16 protein-coding genes are annotated in these 17,727 nt (G+C 73.6%); 6 read left to right on the top strand and 10 right to left on the bottom strand.

Translation table 11 applies throughout. The features are described 5' to 3' along the window. Positions 1–308, top strand: a 308-nt coding sequence (locus ACWGH1_RS03675; RefSeq protein WP_453408389.1) for a hypothetical protein, incomplete at its 5' end; no start/stop codon positions are given. 451 nt (positions 309–759) lie between these two features. Continuing rightward, positions 760–1,758: a tryptophan--tRNA ligase gene (trpS, locus tag ACWGH1_RS03670; protein ID WP_453355722.1), complete on the top strand. Its 999-nt coding sequence runs from the start codon at positions 760–762 to the stop codon at positions 1,756–1,758. A gap of 63 nt (positions 1,759–1,821) precedes the next feature. Here trpS and proC read toward each other — a convergent pair whose 3' ends face one another. The 5 genes from proC to ACWGH1_RS03645 all read right to left on the bottom strand — a co-directional run bounded on the left by proC (position 1,822) and on the right by ACWGH1_RS03645 (position 5,213). Continuing rightward, positions 1,822–2,631, bottom strand: coding sequence for a pyrroline-5-carboxylate reductase (proC, locus tag ACWGH1_RS03665; protein WP_136217535.1), 810 nt, complete (start codon positions 2,629–2,631; stop codon positions 1,822–1,824). Positions 2,632–2,695: 64 nt separating this feature from the next. Further along, the gene (locus tag ACWGH1_RS03660) at positions 2,696–3,433 is read right to left on the bottom strand and encodes an ABC transporter permease (protein WP_453355723.1); all 738 of its coding nucleotides are present in this window, start codon (positions 3,431–3,433) and stop codon (positions 2,696–2,698) included. Then, the gene (locus tag ACWGH1_RS03655; protein WP_453355724.1) at positions 3,430–4,224 is read right to left on the bottom strand and encodes an ABC transporter ATP-binding protein; all 795 of its coding nucleotides are present in this window, start codon (positions 4,222–4,224) and stop codon (positions 3,430–3,432) included. The genes ACWGH1_RS03660 and ACWGH1_RS03655 overlap by 4 nt, the downstream gene beginning before the upstream one ends. A 78-nt stretch (positions 4,225–4,302) precedes the next feature. Further along, the gene (locus ACWGH1_RS03650) at positions 4,303–4,824 is read right to left on the bottom strand and encodes a hypothetical protein (RefSeq protein ID WP_453355725.1); all 522 of its coding nucleotides are present in this window, start codon (positions 4,822–4,824) and stop codon (positions 4,303–4,305) included. A gap of 89 nt (positions 4,825–4,913) precedes the next feature. After that, a complete protein-coding gene (locus ACWGH1_RS03645) occupies positions 4,914–5,213 on the bottom strand; it encodes a peptidase (protein WP_453355726.1) in 300 nt (99 codons plus the stop codon). A 106-nt stretch (positions 5,214–5,319) separates the two neighbouring features. On the opposite strand from ACWGH1_RS03645, the gene ACWGH1_RS03640 reads away from it, so the two are divergent. Next, positions 5,320–7,482, top strand: coding sequence for a protein kinase domain-containing protein (locus tag ACWGH1_RS03640; RefSeq protein ID WP_453408388.1), 2,163 nt, complete (start codon positions 5,320–5,322; stop codon positions 7,480–7,482). Between the two features lie 34 nt (positions 7,483–7,516). Here ACWGH1_RS03640 and ilvD read toward each other — a convergent pair whose 3' ends face one another. From ilvD to ACWGH1_RS03620, 4 genes are all read right to left on the bottom strand, one after another. Further along, positions 7,517–9,367, bottom strand: a complete 1,851-nt coding sequence (gene ilvD, locus ACWGH1_RS03635; RefSeq protein ID WP_453354845.1) for a dihydroxy-acid dehydratase — start codon at positions 9,365–9,367, stop codon at positions 7,517–7,519. A 124-nt stretch (positions 9,368–9,491) separates the two neighbouring features. Further along, entirely contained in the window at positions 9,492–10,112 is a 621-nt protein-coding gene (locus ACWGH1_RS03630; protein ID WP_453354846.1) for a TetR/AcrR family transcriptional regulator, read from the bottom strand. Then, positions 10,109–10,942, bottom strand: coding sequence for a sugar phosphate isomerase/epimerase family protein (locus ACWGH1_RS03625; RefSeq protein WP_453354847.1), 834 nt, complete (start codon positions 10,940–10,942; stop codon positions 10,109–10,111). The genes ACWGH1_RS03630 and ACWGH1_RS03625 overlap by 4 nt, the downstream gene beginning before the upstream one ends. A 288-nt stretch (positions 10,943–11,230) precedes the next feature. After that, positions 11,231–12,160 (bottom strand): Ppx/GppA phosphatase family protein, encoded by a 930-nt coding sequence (locus ACWGH1_RS03620; protein ID WP_453354848.1) that lies wholly within the window; start codon positions 12,158–12,160, stop codon positions 11,231–11,233. 63 nt (positions 12,161–12,223) lie between these two features. On the opposite strand from ACWGH1_RS03620, the gene ACWGH1_RS03615 reads away from it, so the two are divergent. Next, complete coding sequence (locus tag ACWGH1_RS03615; protein ID WP_453408387.1) at positions 12,224–13,045, top strand: hypothetical protein; 822 nt, start codon at positions 12,224–12,226, stop codon at positions 13,043–13,045. 9 nt (positions 13,046–13,054) lie between these two features. On the opposite strand, the gene ACWGH1_RS03610 is transcribed toward ACWGH1_RS03615, so the two are convergent. After that, entirely contained in the window at positions 13,055–14,791 is a 1,737-nt protein-coding gene (locus ACWGH1_RS03610) for a BACON domain-containing protein (RefSeq protein ID WP_453408386.1), read from the bottom strand. A gap of 195 nt (positions 14,792–14,986) precedes the next feature. Between ACWGH1_RS03610 and radA the strand changes: the two genes are divergently transcribed. Next, positions 14,987–16,399: a DNA repair protein RadA gene (radA, locus tag ACWGH1_RS03605; RefSeq protein WP_453353540.1), complete on the top strand. Its 1,413-nt coding sequence runs from the start codon at positions 14,987–14,989 to the stop codon at positions 16,397–16,399. Positions 16,400–16,590: 191 nt separating this feature from the next. After that, entirely contained in the window at positions 16,591–17,715 is a 1,125-nt protein-coding gene (gene disA, locus ACWGH1_RS03600; RefSeq protein ID WP_453353541.1) for a DNA integrity scanning diadenylate cyclase DisA, read from the top strand. The last annotated feature ends 12 nt before the right edge of the window (positions 17,716–17,727 follow it).

Here is a 17,727-nt window from a genome sequence, read left to right as displayed (position 1 = left end):
ATCCACCGAAGTGGACGGGGTATCAACTTCTGGCGTTGATTTTTGGCACGCTGTTGAGTTCTCAAGGAACGGACGCTTCCTTTGTACTCACCCTCGCGGGCTTTCCTCCGGGCGCTTCCTTTGTTCTTGTGTTTCCGACTCTATCAGACTCTTTCGTGCCCGATTCCCGGTCGAAGCGGGGTTCACTTTCCAGTTCTCCGCTTTCGCGTTTCCCTTTCCGGCGATTCCGACTCTATCAGATCCTTTCGGGCCTGACTCCCGGTCAGCGGGATTTGCCGTTCGGACTGTTGGGCCCTCGCGGCGAGTGAGACAGTAGCGGATTCCCTGCCCCCGAAGCCAATCGGCGGCTGCGTCCTCGGACACGGATTCCTCATTCGCAAATACGCATGAAAACGGGACGACGAAGTGCGTCGTTCGTTCGAATGTGTAGTGCGGGATGGCTGTCCGGGGACCGACCGGGGTCGGCGCTCACGTCGGACAACTCGAAGAACCTTACGGATCTGCCACAGGTGTGTCAACCCTGGCGGGCGGCCGCCCCTCCCCGCTAGCCTCTGTCCATGACTACGCATGCGCTCACGACCGGCCTTCGCTGGTGGGCCGCCTGACGGCGGCCGACCTCCACGCGAGCACGCATGCGCTCACGGCCGCCGCTTCGGCGGCCGTTTCTGTTTCTCCCTCCGGAGTGGCTCGGTCGCCCCACGCGGCGCCACCGAACCGACGGCCGCCCGGCCGTACGGGCACTCACACAGGGAGACGGACATGACGAGGATCTTCAGCGGGATCAAGCCGAGCGGGCACCTGACGCTGGGGAACTACCTGGGCGCCCTGCGGCAGTGGGTCGCGGCCGAGCAGGAACCGCAGGACGCGCTGTTCTGCGTGGTGGACCTGCACGCGCTGACCATCGACCACGATCCGGCGCGGGTGCGGCGGCTCAGCAGGCAGGCCGCCACCCTGTTCCTCGCCTCCGGGCTGGACGAGCGCAAGTGCACGCTGTTCGTGCAGAGCCACGTGGACGAACACACCCGCCTGTCGTACCTGCTGGAGTGCACCGCCACCGACGGCGAGCTGCGGCGGATGATCCAGTACAAGGAGAAGGCGGCCGGGGCCCGGGCCGCCGGAGACGGCGTGCGGCTGTCGCTGCTGACGTATCCGGTGTTGATGGCCGCCGACATCCTCGCCTACGGGACCGCCGAGGTGCCGGTCGGTGAGGACCAGCGGCAGCACGTGGAGCTGGCCCGCGATCTGGCGGTCCGGTTCAACCAGCGGTACGGGCACACCTTCACCGTGCCGCGGGTGGTGCTGCCCACGGTGGCCGCGCGGGTCATGGACCTGCAGGACCCGGCGTCCAAGATGGGGAAGTCGCACGAGAACGGGGCGGGCATCGTCTATCTGCTCGACGAGCCGGCGGTGATCACCAAGAAGGTGATGCGGGCCGTCACCGACAGCGGGGACGGCGGGGTCGTCTACGACCGGGCCACCCGCCCGGGGGTGGCGAACCTGCTCGACATCCTCGCCGCCTGCACGGGCGCCGAGCCGGCCGCGCTGGCCGACCGGTACCCGGGTTACGGGGCGCTCAAGCGGGACGTCGCCGAGGCCGTGGTGGAGGTGCTGCGCCCGGTGCAGGAGCGGCACGCCGAGCTGGCGGCCGATCCCGGCGGGGTGGAGCGGGTGCTGCGGGCCGGGGCGGAGCGGGCGCGCGGCCTGGCGCGGCCGGTGGTGGACCGGGCGTACCGGGCCATCGGGCTGCTGGAGCCCTGAGGGCCGGAGCTCCGCAGCGGAGGCGGTGGCGGCCCCCGCCCGGGGGCGGGGACCGTACCGGTGTCAGCTGTTGCCGGAGGCGAGCTCGCGGCTGCGGTCGCGGGCCGCTTCCAGGGCGGCGATCAGGGCCGCCCGTACGCCGTGCTTCTCCAGCTCGACGATGGCGTTGATGGTCGTACCGGCCGGGGAGGTGACGGCTTCGCGGAGCTTGACGGGGTGCTCGCCGCTGTCGCGGAGCATCACGGCTGCGCCGATGGCGGCCTGGACGATCAGGTCGTGGGCCTGGGCGCGGGGCAGGCCGAGCAGGATGCCGGCGTCCGTCATGGCCTCGACCAGGAAGTAGAAGTAGGCCGGACCGGAGCCGGAGAGGGCGGTCGCGGCGTCCTGCTGGGACTCGGGGACGCGCAGGGTCTTGCCGACGCCGCCGAAGATCTCCTCGGTGTGGGCGAGGTGGGCCGCGGTGGCGTGGCTGCCGGCCGAGATGACGGACATGGCCTCGTCGACGAGGGCGGGGGTGTTCGTCATGACGCGGACGACGGGGGTGCCGGGGGCGAGCCGTTCCTCGAAGAAGGAGGTGGGGACGCCGGCGGCGCCGCTGATGACCAGGCGGTCGGCGGGGACGTGCGGGGCGAGCTCTTCGAGGAGCTTGCCCATGTCCTGCGGCTTGACGGTGAGGATGAGGGTGTCCGCCCGCTTCGCGGCCTCGGCGTTGCTGACGGCCTCGACGCCGTAGCGGTCGCGCAGTTCCGCGGCGCGTTCGGCGCGGCGGGCGGTGACGAGGAGCTTTCCGGCCGGCCAACCGCCGCGGATCATCCCGCTGAGCAGGGCCTCGCCGATCTTTCCGGTGCCGAGGACGGCGACTGTCTGGGTCATGTCCTCATCCTTGCATCCGGGCGGGGCGCCGGGCCTTGGTGTCCGCAGTGCGGTCGGTGGCCCCCTACGGGGTGCGGCGGCGCAGGGTGGCGGCGCCGAGGGCGAGGACGAGCAGGGCGCAGGCGGCGACGATGACGGCGTCCCGGATGAAGTCGGCGGTCATGTCGGTGTGGGTGAGGACCTGGGTCATGCCGTCGACGGCGTAGGACATGGGCAGGACGTCGGAGAGGCCTTCGAGGACCGGGTGCATGGTGTCGCGCCGGGCGAAGAGGCCGCAGAGCAGCAGCTGGGGGAAGATAACCGCCGGCATGAACTGGACGGCCTGGAACTCGGAGGCCGCGAAGGCGGAGACGAACAGGCCGAGGGCGGTGCCGAGGAGCGCGTCGAGGAGGGCGACGAGCAGGAGCAGCCACGGGGAACCGACGACGTCGAGGCCGAGGACCCAGAGGGCGAGTCCGGTGGCGAGGAGGGACTGGACGACGGCGACGGCGCCGAACGCGAGGGCGTAGCCGGCGATGAGGTCGCCCTTGCCGAGCGGCATGGCGAGGAGGCGTTCGAGGGTGCCGGAGGTGCGTTCGCGCAGGGTGGCGATCGAGGTCACCAGGAACATGGTGATGAGGGGGAAGATCCCGAGGAGGGACGCCCCGATGCCGTCGAAGGTGTGGTCGTTGCCGTCGAAGACGAAGCGGAGCAGCGTCAGCATCAGTACGGGGACCAGCAGCATCAGCGCGATGGAGCGCGGATCGTGGTGGAGCTGGCGCAGGACGCGGCCGGCGGTGGCGGTGGTGCGGGATGCGTTCATCGGGTCTGCTCCCGGGCTCGGGCGTCGGCCTCGTCGACGAGGCGCAGGAAGCCTTCTTCGACGGTGGCGCAGTGGGTACGGGTGCGGAGCCCGTCGGGGGTGTCCTGGGCGAGGATGCGGCCCTCGCGCATGAGGAGCAGGTCGTGGCAGCGCTCGGCCTCGTCCATGACGTGGCTGGAGACGAGGATCGTGGTACCGCGGGTGGCGGTGAGGTCGTGGAAGAGGTTCCAGAGATCGCGGCGCAGGACGGGGTCGAGGCCGACGGTCGGTTCGTCGAGGACCAGCAGTTCGGGGGCGCCGAGGAGGGCGACGGCGAGGGAGACGCGGCTGCGCTGGCCGCCGGAGAGGTTCCCGGCGAGGGCGGTGGCGTGACTGGTGAGGTCGACGTCGGCGATGGCCCGGGTGACGGCGGCGCGGCGGCGTTCGGCGGCGGCCCGGCCCGGGTCGAGGACGGCGGCGAAGTAGTCGAGGTTCTGCTGGACGGTGAGGTCGTCGTAGACGGAGGGCGCCTGGGTGACGTAGCCGAGGCGGGAGCGCAGCTCGGGGTGGCCGGCGGGCCGGCCGAGGACGTCGAGGGTGCCGGTGACGTGGGCCTGGGTGCCGACGACCGAGCGCATGAGGGTGGATTTGCCGCAGCCGGAGGGGCCGAGGAGGCCGGTGATGCGGCCGCGGGGCACGTCGAAGGCGAGGTCGTCGAGGACGGTGCGGGGCCGGCGGCCGGTGCCCCGGCGGACGGTGAGGGCGTGGGCGTGGACGGCGGACGTGCCGCCGTCGGGCGGCTTATTCATCATGTGATGAATAATGCTCCTGGCGGTGCCGGGGCGTCAACAGGCCGGGTGGGTGGCGGACCGCGGGAGGGCCCCGCGGCGTTACTTCTTGCGCTTGGGTCGCCGCGCGGCCGGGTTGCCCGTACGGGTGCTGCGGCGGCGGGCGGATTCGGCGACGGCCTGATCGTACTCAGCGCGGTGGAGCTTCTCGCCCGGGGCCTCGCTCAGGCTGCGCAGGAAGTATGCGATGAGGGAGCCGATGAAACCGATGGCCTTGAGCCCCTTGAGGGCGGACTCGTCGGAGGACGGCCGGGGGCGGCGGCTGAACGACTCCCAGGTCTTGACGAACGCGATGGCGCTGGCGATCGCGAAGAGGACGACGACGGAGATGCTGAGGAACGGGCCCACGTCGCCGATCTCCAGCCCCTCATAGGCGAAGCGCAGCAGGTAGGCGGCGGCGAAGGCGGAGAGCAGGGACCCGGCGGCGACCCCCGCGCGGCGCAGGGCGTAGCCGCCGTCGTGGTCGACCCAGGTGGTGCCGAAGAACCGGAGGGGCTCGGGGCGCGGTCCGGCGGCGGCCGGGGCCGGCTCGGCGGGGGTCTGGTCTCGCTGGTCGTCGCTCACGACGCCGATTATTCCAGCCCGAGACGCACCCGTCCGGGTGCGTCTCAGCCGGCGGAACGGTGGGCGGCCGCAGCGGTCCGCCCGGCGGGTCAGCCGCAGCGGGTGGCCACGTACCCGTCGCTGCCCGTCTTCACGTACGCGTCCGACACGAACTCGCCGTTGCCGACGCAGTCCCAGATGGCCGTGGTGCCGTAGGGACCGGAGACCGTGGTGCCGTCGCACTGGCAGTGGATGGAGACGTACGCGCCGAGCGGCAGCACCCGGGAGATCGAGTAGCCGGTGCCGGGGCCGGTGCGGACGTTGACCTGGTATCCCGGAGCGACCGGGAACGTCGGGAAACCGGAGCCGGACAGGCTCTGGACCTGGCTCGAATCGTTCTCAACAGTCATGCGAAAACTCCCCCCATGGGCCATGCCCCGCACAACGCGCGCGGGGCCGCAAGCCCTTGGATGTTCGCACGGGCCATCGACTAGGCTCCGGCGGGGGTGGTGAGTGGTGCATGCGCGGCGTGCGGAACACGCGGGCTTTCCCGAGTACGCCGGGCACTACCGGCTCGAATCCGTGCTCGGCTCCGGCGGTATGGGCGTCGTCCACTTGGCCGCCTCCAGTTCGGGGCTGAAACTCGCCGTCAAGGTGGTGCACGCGCAGCACGCGGTGGACCCGGAGTTCCGGGCGCGGTTCCGGCAGGAGGTCGCGGCCGCGCGGCGGGTGAGCGGGGCGTTCACCGCGCCGGTGGTGGACGCCGATCCTGATGCCGAACGGCCCTGGATGGCCACCCTGTTCATCGACGCGCCGACGCTGGCCGAGCGGGTACGGGAACGCGTGCTGGACCCGGCGGAGCTGACGCGGCTCGCCGCCGGGCTGGCGGAGGCGCTGCGGGACATCCACCGGGCGGGCGTGGTGCACCGGGACCTCAAGCCCAGCAACGTGCTGATGGCGCCCGACGGGGTGCGGGTCATCGACTTCGGCATCTCGCGGCCCGCCGACAGCGACCTGCGGACCGAGACGGGCAAGCTGATCGGGACGCCGCCGTTCATGGCGCCGGAGCAGTTCCAGCGGCCGCGCGAAGTCGGCTCGGCCGCCGACGTGTTCGCGCTGGGCGCCGTCCTGGTGCACGCGGCGACCGGGCGCGGCCCGTTCGACTCCGACAGCCACTACCTCGTCGCGTACCAGGTGGTGCACGGCGAGCCCGATCTGACGGGGCTGCCGGGGCCGCTCGCCCCGCTGGTCGCCCGCTGCCTGGCGAAGGACCCGGCCGAGCGGCCGAGCGCCGACGCGCTGATCGCGCAGATGCGGGCGCTGGCCTACCCCACCGGCGAGGACACCCAGACGTTCCCGGCGACCCCGCGACGGCCCGCCCGGAGCGGGGTCGGCGGGGCCGCCGAGGTCGATACGCACCGGCGGGAGGCCGCTCCAGTTGGCGGTACCCCCCGCGGCGAGGGCGGACGGCGCCCGGCGCGCCGCCGGACCCGGACGGCCTGGGCGGCGGGGCTGGTGGTGCTGCTCGCGGGCGGCGCCGTCGGCGGCTACCTCGGCTCCGCCACGGGGGACGACTCCACGGGGCCGGCGGCCCCGAAGCGGGCGGAAGCCGGCCCGGCGAAGCGCTTCGCGCCCTGGTCGGTGCCGCTGGGCGGGCCCGGCGCCGGGAAGCGCACCGGGGCCTGCTCCTGGGGCACCTCGGCCCTGTACTGCTCGGGGCAGGGGCTGGCGGCGGCCCGGCTGGACCCCGCGACCGGCGCCCCGGGGTGGACGGTGCCCGCGCAGGCGGCCCCCGGGCCGGCCCCCGCCCGGGCGCCCCTGTACGCGGGCGGCCTCGTCCTGGTGGCCGGGGCGGGCAGCGACGTGCTCCAGGCGCTGGACCCCGCGACCGGCGCCCGGCGCTGGCAGCGGACCCTGCCCGGCGGGGCCCAGGTCATCGCGGAGGCCGGTCACGTCCTGACGGCCGGCTCCGACGGGACCGCGACCCTGCTGGACCCGGCGACCGGCACGCCGAAGTGGAGCCGGCGGATCGGCGGGACCGGCTCGCTGTGGTGGGCCGGCCCGGACGCCTCGGGCAAGCCCGCGCTGTACGTGGCGACCCGCGAGCCCGACGGCAGCCGGACCCTGGTGGCGGCGGTGGACCCGGGCGACGGCGCGGTGCGCTGGCAGCTGCGTACCGCGGGGCTCCTCCAGCCGGTCGCCACCGTGCAGGGCGGCGCGTACCTGCTGGCGAACGACGCGCAGGGCAAGACGGACGCCGTCGTCCGCGTGGACCTGGCGACGCGCACGGTGCGGCGGGTCAGCCTGGCGGTCCCGCTGTACGAGGTGCAGGCGACGGCGGGCCCCGACGGCGTCGTGTACCTGGTGGGATCGGCGGGCGGCCTGGCGGCGGTGGGCCCGGAGCGGGAGCGGTGGCGGCTGGAGACCGGCCTGGCGGTCGCGTCCCGGCCCGCGGTCGCCGGCGGGCGGGTCTACCTGACGGCGCCCGACGGGCGACTGCTCGCGGTCGAGGCCGCGGACGGGCGGCTGGTGGGACAGACCAGGCCGCGGATGGGCGACGGCCAGGGCACCTTCGCGGCTTCCCTGCCCGCGCCCGTCGTCGCGGACGGCGCGGTGTACGCGTCCGCGCCCGACGGCTCGGTGTTCGCCGTGGACGCGGCGAACCCCGCCGGGTGGTGAGGACGCCGGCGGGGTTCGGTTGCGGACCGGGGGCTCAGCCCAGGCGGGAAACGTCGCGGACCGCGCCCTTGTCGGCGCTCGTGGCCATCGCGGCGTAGGCGCGCAGCGCGGCGGAGACCTTGCGCTCGCGGTTCTTCGGGGCGTAGACGCCGCCGAGGGCCTCGCGGCGGGCCTCCAGTTCCTCGTCGGGGACCAGCAGCTCGATGGAGCGGTTAGGGATGTCGATCCGGATCCGGTCGCCGTCCTCCACCAGGGCGATGGTGCCGCCCGAGGCCGCCTCCGGGGAGGCGTGGCCGATGGACAGGCCCGAGGTGCCGCCCGAGAAGCGGCCGTCGGTCACCAGTGCGCAGACCTTGCCGAGGCCGCGGCCCTTGAGGAAGGAGGTCGGGTAGAGCATCTCCTGCATGCCGGGGCCGCCGCGCGGGCCCTCGTAGCGGATGACGACGACGTCGCCCGCCTTGATCTCCTTGCGCAGGATCTTGTCGACGGCCTCGTCCTGCGACTCGCAGACCACGGCCGGGCCCTCGAAGGTCCAGATCGACTCGTCGACACCGGCCGTCTTGACCACGCAGCCGTCGGCGGCGATGTTGCCGCGCAGCACGGCCAGTCCGCCGTCCTTGGAGTAGGCGTGCTGGACGGAGCGGATGCAGCCGCCCTCGGCATCCAGGTCGAGGGTGTCCCACCGCTCGGACTGGGAGAAGGCGGTCGCGGAGCGCTTGCAGCCGGGGGCCGCGTGCCACAGCTCCATGGCCTCCTCGGACGCCGTGCCGGAGCGGGCGTCCCAGGTGGCGAGCCAGTCTTCGAGGTTCTCGGAGTGGACGGTGGTGACGTCCTTGTTGAGGAGGCCACCGCGGTGCAGTTCGCCGAGGATGGCGGGGATTCCGCCGGCGCGGTGGATGTCCTCCATGTAGTACGTGCCGCCGGGCGCCACGTTCGGCGCGACCTTGGACAGGCACGGGACGCGCCGCGAGACCTCGTCGATGTCGGTGAGGTCGTAGTCCAGGCCCGCCTCCTGGGCGGCGGCGAGGAGGTGCAGGATCGTGTTCGTGGAGCCGCCCATGGCGATGTCGAGGGCCATGGCGTTCTCGAAGGCCTGGCGGGTGGCGATCGAGCGGGGCAGGACCGACGCGTCGTCCTGCTCGTAGTAGCGCTTGGTGATCTCCACGACCGTCCGGCCGGCGTTCTCGTAGAGGGCGCGGCGGGCGGTGTGCGTCGCGAGGACCGAGCCGTTGCCGGGGAGGGCCAGGCCGATGGCCTCGGCGAGGCAGTTCATCGAGTTGGCGGTGAACATGCCCGAACACGAGCCGCAGGTCGGGCAGGCGTTCTCCTCGATGCGCAGGACGTCCTCGTCGGAGACGTTCTCGTTGGAGGCGTCGACCATGGCGTCGATCAGGTCGAGCTTGCGGACGGTGCCGTCGACCAGGGTGGCCTGGCCGGCCTCCATCGGGCCGCCGGAGACGAAGACGACCGGGATGTTGAGGCGCATGGCGGCCATCAGCATGCCGGGGGTGATCTTGTCGCAGTTGGAGATGCAGATCAGCGCGTCGGCGCAGTGCGCCTCGACCATGTACTCGACCGAGTCCGCGATCAGGTCGCGGGAGGGCAGGGAGTACAGCATGCCGGCGTGGCCCATGGCGATGCCGTCGTCCACCGCGATCGTGTTGAACTCGCGCGGGATGGCGCCCGCGGCCAGGATGGCGTCGGAGACGATGCGGCCGACCGGGGCCAGGTGGGTGTGGCCGGGGACGAACTCGGTGAAGGAGTTGGCGACCGCGATGATCGGCTTCCCGATGTCCGCGCTCGCTACGCCCGAAGCGCGCATCAGCGCACGTGCGCCTGCCATGTTGCGGCCGTGGGTGACGGTGCGGGACCTCAGCTCGGGCATCGGGTTCACTCCCCATGAGTACGGGGCGTTCGCACGCCGCCGCGACTGTGGATAAGGCTCGGTTACGAGGCTACGCTCCTCGCCCGGGATGCGGACAGGGTGTCCGGATGCCGGGACGGGCGGCTCAGTCCTCGGTCAGGTAGCGCTGCAGCGTGGGTGCCACGAGGGCCACGATGGCCTCCGGCTCCGCGGACGCGAGGGGCTCGACCTGGACCACGTAGCGCAGCACCGCGATGCCGATCATGTGGGAGGCGGCGAGCTCCGCGCGGAAGGTGGGGTCGGGCACGTCGAGGTCGGCGGCGACCCGCTCCAGGACCCGGCGCAGGATCAGCCCGCGCAGCACCTTCGCCGCCGCCTCGTGGGTGAGCGCCGACCGCACGACGGCGATCATCGGCACCCGGGTGACGGGGTTCTCCCACACGCCCAGGAAGTAGCGGGCGAGGCGTTCGCCGATGCCCTCGGGGCCGCCGCCGAGGATCTGCGGGACGACCAGGGCGGGCTCCAGGCTCAGCTCGATTGCGGCGGCGAAGAGGTCGTCCTTGCTGCCGAAGTAGTGGTGCACCAGGGCCGGGTCCACCCCGGCGGCCTTGGCGATGCCGCGTACGGAGGTCTTGTCGTAGCCGCGCGCCGCGAACTCGGCGCGGGCGGCGACGCGGATGCGCTCCTGCGTGCCGGGGCCTTCGTCGGCCTCGTCCTGGCGGGGGCGGCCGGGGCCGCGGCGGGGGCGGGGTGCGGGCTCGGTCACGGGCGGCGGACCGGCTTGGGCGCGGCGGGGACGGCGGCGAGGTGCGCGCGGGTGAAGGCGAGGGCCTCGGCGAGGTCCGCCTCGCGCTCGGCGGAGGACATGGCTCGGCGGGTGTTGACCTCGATCACCACGTGCCCGTCGAAGGACGTGCGGGCCAGGCCGGCCAGCAGCTCGGCGCAGGGCTGGGTGCCGCGGCCGGGGACGAGGTGCTCGTCCTTCGCGGAACCGTTGCCGTCGGCGAGGTGGATGTGGGCGAGGCGGTCGCCCATCCGGTCGACCATGGCGGCGGCGTCGGTGCGGGCGGTCGCGGTGTGCGAGAGGTCGACGGTGAAGTGGCGGTAGTCGTCCTTGGTGACGTCCCACTCGGGCGCGTACGCGAGCATCTCGCGGTCGCGGTAGCGCCAGGGGTACATGTTCTCGACGGCGAAGCGGACGTCGGTCTCGTCGGCCATGCGCCAGATGCCGGTGACGAAGTCGCGGGCGTACTGGCGCTGCCAGCGGAACGGGGGGTGCACGACGACGGTGCTCGCGCCGAGCCGCTCGGCGGCGGCCCGGGCGCGGCGGAGCTTGGTCCAGGGGTCGGTGGACCACACGCGCTGCGTGATGAGGAGGCAGGGGGCGTGTATGGCGAGCACCGGCACCCCGTGCCGGTCGGAGAGGCGGCGCAGCGCGTCGATGTCCTGGCTGACCGGATCCGTCCAGACCATCACCTCGACGCCGTCGTAGCCGAGGCGCGCGGCGGTCTCGAAGGCGGTCGCCGTGGACTCCGGGTATACGGAGGCGGTGGAGAGGGCGACCTTGGGGGTCGGGGTCCGGGGTGGTTTCGCCACGGGGACAGGTTACCGATGCCGCTGCCGTACCCGGGCGGGGCGGGGGTACGGGGGCGCGCCTCGGCCCGGCGGGCCGCGTCCATGTCGGGGCGGGACCCACATCGGCGAGGACCGGCCCGCTCGGGCGGCGGCACGGCCAACCCGGCTCCGCCGGGCACCGGGCTCTGCCCGGACCCGCGCCTCAAACGCCGGCGAGGCTGGAATGCCCGGACCGCGCCGGCAGGCCCGGTTCCGGTTCGTATCCCTGCGACGGCCGGAGCCGCACACGGCCCGCCCACCGCCGGAGGCTCAGGTCGGGAGGTGGTCCAGGCGGCGGAGGATGACGCCCTCGCGGAGGGCCCAGGGGCAGATTTCGAGTTCGTCCACGCCGAAGAGGTCCATGGCGCCCTCCGCCACCAGCGCCCCCGCCAGCAGCTGGTGCGCCCGGCCCTCCGAGACGCCCGGCAGGGCGGCCCGCTGGGCGGTCGTCATCGTCGCCAGCCGCGGGACCCACTCCTCCAGCGCCTTGCGCGTCAGGTCCCGCTGCACGTACAGGCCCTCCGCCGAGCGGGCCGCGCCCGCGATCCGGGCCAGCTGCTTGAAGGTCTTCGACGTCGCCACCACGTGGTCCGGCGTCCCGAAGCGGCTGAACTCGCCGACCGTACGGGCGATCTGCGCCCGCGCGTGGCGGCGCAGCGCCTTCACGTCGGCCGGCGCCGGCGGGTCGCCCGGGAGCCACGCCGAGGTGAGGCGGCCCGCGCCCAGCGGGAGGGACACCGCCGCGTCGGGTTCCTCGTCGATGCCGTACGCGATCTCCAGCGAGCCGCCGCCAATGTCCAGGACCAGCAGCTGCCCCGCCGACCAGCCGAACCACCGCCGCACCGCCAGGAACGTGAGGCGGGCCTCGTCCTCGCCGCTGAGGATGGGGAGGTCGATGCCGGTCTCGGCCTTGACCCGGGCCAGGACCTCGTCCGCGTTCGTCGCCTCCCGCACCGCGCTCGTCGCGAACGGCAGCAGGTCCTCGCAGCCCTTGTCCTCGGCGGCCTGGACGGCGTGGCCGATCACCGACACCAGCCGTTCTATGCCCGCCGGCGTGACCGAACCGCGCTCGTCCAGCAGCTCCGCGAGCCGCAGCTCCACCTTGTGCGAGTGCGCCGACAGCGGGCGCGCACCGGGGTGCGCGTCCACCACCAGCAGATGAACCGTGTTCGAACCCACATCAAGGACACCGAGTCTCATAACCGGAAACGCTACTGGGCTCGTCGCGTATGGGTGAGGTAAGGGGCGCTTAGGCTTGGGTTTGTGCCAAATACGAAGAAGGCCAACATGTCCAAGACCCCCAAGAAGAAGCCGAAGGTCGTGGCCGACGAGAAGGGCATCGACTTCCCCCGGGCCTGGGTGGAGTTCCCCGATCCCGCCGACGACGAGCAGGTCTTCCGCTGCGACCTGACCTGGCTGACCTCCCGCTGGACGTGCATCTTCGGCAGCGGCTGCCAGGGCATCCAGGCCGGCCGGGCGGACGACGGCTGCTGCACGCTCGGCGCGCACTTCTCGGACGAGGACGACGAGAAGCGGGTCGCCGAGAACGTGGCGCGCCTGACGCCCGAGCTGTGGCAGTTCCACGACGTCGGCAGCGCGTCCGGCTGGACTCAGACGGACGACGACGGGGAGAAGCAGACCCGCCGCTGGGACGGCGCCTGCATCTTCCTGAACCGGCCCGGCTTCCCGGCCGGCGCGGGCTGCTCGCTGCACATCCTCGCGCTGAAGAGCGGCCAGGAGCCGCTGGAGACCAAGCCCGACGTGTGCTGGCAGCTGCCGATCCGGCGTACGTACGACTGGATCGACCGGCCCGACGACACCCGGGTGCTCCAGGTGTCGATCGGCGAGTACGACCGGCGCGGCTGGGGCCCGGGCGGCCACGACCTGCACTGGTGGTGCACCTCGGCCACCTCCGCCCACGGCGCCGGGGAGCCGGTGTACGTGTCCTACCGGCCCGAGCTGACGGAGCTGATGGGCGAGGAGGCCTATGCGGAGCTGGTGAAGCTGTGCGAGGCGCGGCTGGCCTCGCTGCTGCCGATGGCCCCGCACCCGGCGGACCCGGCCCCGCCGGCCGGCCGGGCCTGACGACGGCCGTTACGCCGCCGGGCCGGAGGGGGCCGGGTCGGGGGAAACCGTTCCTGCGGGCTCCGTCGGAGTCGGCGTCGGGCTCGGCGGCGTCGGGGTCGGCGTCGGATCCGGGGTCGCGGGCGGAGTGGGCGTCGGAGTCGGCGTCGGCGTCGGGTCCGGAGGCGTGGGGGTCGGCGTCGGATCCGGGGTCACCGGGGGCGTGGGATCCGGCGCCGGGCGGCCGCGGCCCCGGATGGAGACCACCGCGCCGTCGGGGTCGATCCCGACCCTGGCCGTCCAGGCGCCGACCGGCTGGGCCGCGGCGTCGACGGTGATCCACAGGTTGACCGATTCTCCCGGCGCCAGGGTGCCCGCGTTCCGGCTCGCCCGCAGCCACGACGCGTCCGACCACAGCCGCCAGTGCACCGGGGCGCCGCCGGAGGCGGTGAGCGTGAGCAAGGTGGTGCCGCCACGGGTCGCGGCGGTCACGCCGATGTGGCCCGGGGCGCCCGGACCGCCCGGTTCCGGGGTGTCGGACGCGCCGGGGCTGATCACCTCGACGGAGACGTCCGGTACGTCGGCGCCCGGCGCGAAGCCGGGCTCGCCGGTGGTGTGGGCGGTGTTGCCGGCGTTCCGGTAGGCGGCGAGGGGGTGCCCGCCGACGGCCGCGGGCGGGAGGTCCGATTCGCTGGCGGAGATCCGGGCGGCGCTGCCCGCGACGGGTTCGCCGGTGGTGGGAGCGCCCCGGTACGCGGCCCACAGCGCCAGGACGGGCGCGGCGACGACGGTGGCGACCACGGTGGTGGTGACCGCCCGCGCCCGGAGCCGGTCGCGGCGCGCCGCGCGGTCCTTGGGATCCATCGGGAAGCCGGTGCGGTCGAAGCGCGGGCCGGGCCCGCCCCGGCGGCGCCGGCCGGAGCGCAGCATCGCGGCGTGGACGGCGGTGCGCGGGGCGGGGACCAGCGGGAGCCCGGGGGTGTGGACACCGCCGGAGCCGGGCCAGGGGGCCGCGGCGCCCACCCGTTCGGCGACCCGGCGGCAGCGCGGGCAGTCGTCGACGTGGCGTACGAGTTCGGCGCGCAAGGTGGTGGACAGCAGGACCTGGCCGTCGCCGGCGAGGCGGGACACGGCCGGGCAGTTGCCGGTCTCGACGACGGCGAGGGCGGCGCGGGTGCGCTCCACCTCGCAGGCGGCGCCGGTGAGCAGTTCCCGGGCGGCGGCGGCCTGGGTGCCGAGGACGGCGGCCAGCTCGGGCACGGCGAGCCGGTGGCGGACGGCCAGTTCGAGGGCCTCCCGCTGCTCGGGGGTGGTTCCGGCGGCTTCGGGCCAGGCGAGGCGGGCCAGTTCGGTACGGCGGTAGGCGCTGACGTCAAGCGCCTCCGGCGCACGCTCCTGCTCGGTGTGCTCCGGCGTGCGCCGGGCGGAATGCGCCCCCTGGCGCGTGCGCCGCTGTTCGCCCAGCCGGGTCAGGCAGCCCCAGCGGGCCAGTGCGTACAGCCAGGCCCTCCGGTCCCCTTCGTCGGGACACCGGCCGGGATACCGTTCGGCGACGGCAAGGACATCACCGAGCACGTCGGTGGCGGTGTCGTGGTCACACAGCACCGACAGGCAGTAGGTGAACAGTCCGTCGAGGTAGGGCTCGTGGCGGAAGGGGGGCGGCTGCTCGTCCGCGTGGCCCGGTTCCGGTCCACGGGAGGGCGTGCGCCCCTGCGCCCGGTGTGCGCCGGTGCGCGCCGGGGGGTGTGGTTGGTTGCTGCTGTTCACTCGGCGACCGTAGGCGGCGTGCCGCTGACGGTCCGGAAGCCTTCAGCGGTTTTAGCCCTTACGGGTGAACAGATCGGGCTCCTGCTGACAGCGCCCCTGACGCGGCGGCCGGCCGCGGTCGCTCGCGCCGTCCGGCGGCCGGTCGTACCGGTCTCGGCCGGCGGCGGTGTCGGTGGCTGCGGCTACGGTGTGCGCATGGCTGCCCGTACATCTCGTTCATCCGCCAAGGACCGGCCGTCCTTCCGCTGCTCCGAGTGCGGCTGGACGACCGCGAAGTGGCTCGGCCGGTGCCCGGAGTGCCAGGCGTGGGGGACCGTCGAGGAGATGGGCGCGCCCGCCGTGCGCACCACCGCGGCAGGCCGGGTCTCGGCCCCCGCCGTGCCGATCGCCCAGGTCGACGGCCGCACGGCGACCGCCCGCAGCACCGGTGTGGACGAGCTGGACCGGGTGCTCGGCGGCGGACTCGTGCCGGGGGCCGTCGTGCTGCTGGCGGGCGAGCCGGGCGTGGGCAAGTCGACGCTGCTGCTGGACGTCGCGGCGAAGGCGGCCAGTGACAGCCACCGCACCCTGTACGTGACGGGCGAGGAGTCCGCGAGCCAGGTCCGGCTGCGGGCCGACCGCATCAACGCGCTGAACGACCACCTCTACCTCGCCGCGGAGACCGACCTGTCCGCCGTCCTCGGACACCTCGACGCCGTGAAGCCCTCCCTGCTGATCCTGGACTCCGTACAGACCGTCGCCTCCCCCGAGATCGACGGCGCGCCCGGCGGCATGGCGCAGGTCCGCGAGGTGGCCGGGGCGCTGATCCGGGCCTCCAAGGAGCGCGGGATGTCGACCCTGCTCGTCGGCCACGTCACTAAGGACGGCGCCATCGCCGGCCCCCGGCTGCTGGAGCACCTGGTCGATGTGGTGCTGAGCTTCGAGGGCGACCGGCACGCGCGGCTGCGGCTGGTCCGCGGCATCAAGAACCGGTACGGGGCCACGGACGAGGTCGGCTGCTTCGAGCTGCACGATGAGGGGATCATCGGGCTCGCCGATCCGAGCGGGCTGTTCCTGACCCGCCGCGCGGAGGCCGTCCCGGGGACCTGCCTGACGGTGACGCTGGAGGGCAAGCGGCCGCTGGTCGCCGAGGTACAGGCGCTGACGGTGGACTCGCAGATCCCCTCGCCGCGCCGGACCACCTCTGGCCTGGAGACCTCGCGCGTCTCGATGATGCTGGCGGTGCTGGAGCAGCGCGGCCGGATCACGGCGCTGGGCAAGCGGGACATCTACAGCGCGACGGTGGGCGGGGTGAAGCTCACCGAGCCGGCCGCGGACCTGGCGATCGCGCTCGCGCTGGCCTCGGCGGCCAGTGACGTTCCGCTGCCGAAGAACCTCGTCGCGATCGGGGAGGTCGGCCTCGCCGGCGAGGTGCGGCGGGTGACCGGCGTCCAGCGGCGGCTCGCCGAGGCCCACCGGCTCGGGTTCACGCACGCGCTGGTCCCGGGCGATCCGGGGAAGGTACCGGCGGGCATGAAGGTGATCGAGGTCGCCGACATGGGCGACGCGCTACGGGTCCTGCCGCGCGGCCGCACCCGTACGCCTGCCCGGGAGCGGGCAGCCGAGTAGCCCCGGCCGCCCGTCCCGGTCCGGGCCGCCGGTCCCGCGGCCCGGCCCGCGGCTGCCCCCGCGGCCCCGCCCGGGATCCCGCGGCGGCGATACGGGACAAGGCACGGCGCGGGCGCAGAGCGCGCCGGTAGACTTTGTGCTGGTCCGCCCGGCCGTACGCAGGCGGCGCAACCCGCGACCGGAGGAGTGCAGTGGCAGCCAAGGACGGTGCAGCAGCATCCGGGAAGTCGGGCGCGAGCTCCAGGCAGGAAGCCATGATGCGGGCCTCGCTGAGCGCCGTCGCACCTGGTCAGCCCCTCCGTGACGGTCTCGAACGGATCGTCCGCGGCAACACCGGCGGCCTCATCGTCCTCGGCATGGACAAGTCCGTCGAGGCGATGTGCACCGGCGGTTTCGTGCTGGACGTGGAGTTCACCGCGACCCGGCTGCGCGAGCTGTGCAAGCTCGACGGCGCCCTCATCCTCGACAAGGACCTCACCAAGATCCTGCGCGCGGGCGTGCAACTGGTCCCCGACGCGTCGATCCCGACGGAGGAGACCGGCACCCGGCACCGCACGGCGGACCGGGTCTCGAAGCAGTGCGGATTCCCCGTCGTGTCCGTGTCGCAGTCGATGCGGCTGATCGCGCTCTACGTGGACGGCGAGCGCCGGGTCCTGGAGGAGTCCGGGGCGATCCTGTCCCGGGCGAACCAGGCGCTGGCCACGCTGGAGCGGTACAAGCTGCGGCTGGACGAGGTCGCGGGGACGCTGTCGGCGCTGGAGATCGAGGACCTGGTCACGGTGCGCGACGTGACGGCGGTCGCCCAGCGGCTGGAAATGGTTCGCCGTATTGCCACGGAAATCGCCGAATACGTGGTGGAACTCGGCACCGACGGACGCCTCCTGTCGCTCCAGCTGGACGAGCTGACGGTCGGGATCGAGCAGGAACGGGAACTGGTGATCCGGGACTACGTTCCGGAACCCACGGCGAAGCGTTCCCGCACGGTGGACGAGGCGCTGCCGGCGCTTGACGCGCTGACCCACCCGGAGCTGCTGGAGCTGGGGATCGTCGCGAAGGCCCTCGGGTACACGGGCTCGCCGGAGACGCTGGACTCGGCGGTGTCGCCGCGCGGGTACCGGCTCCTGGCGAAGGTGCCCCGGCTGCCGGGGGCGATCATCGAGCGGCTCGTCGAGCACTTCGGAGGCCTGCAGAAGCTGCTGGCCGCGAGCGTGGACGACCTGCAGACCGTGGACGGCGTGGGCGAGGCCCGTGCGCGCAGCGTCCGCGAGGGCCTCTCCCGCCTGGCCGAGTCCTCGATCCTCGAACGCTACGTATAAGGGCCGGGGACC

Source organism: Streptomyces sp. NPDC054883, assembly GCF_053610645.1.
This window is presented reverse-complemented; position numbering and strand designations above follow the sequence as displayed.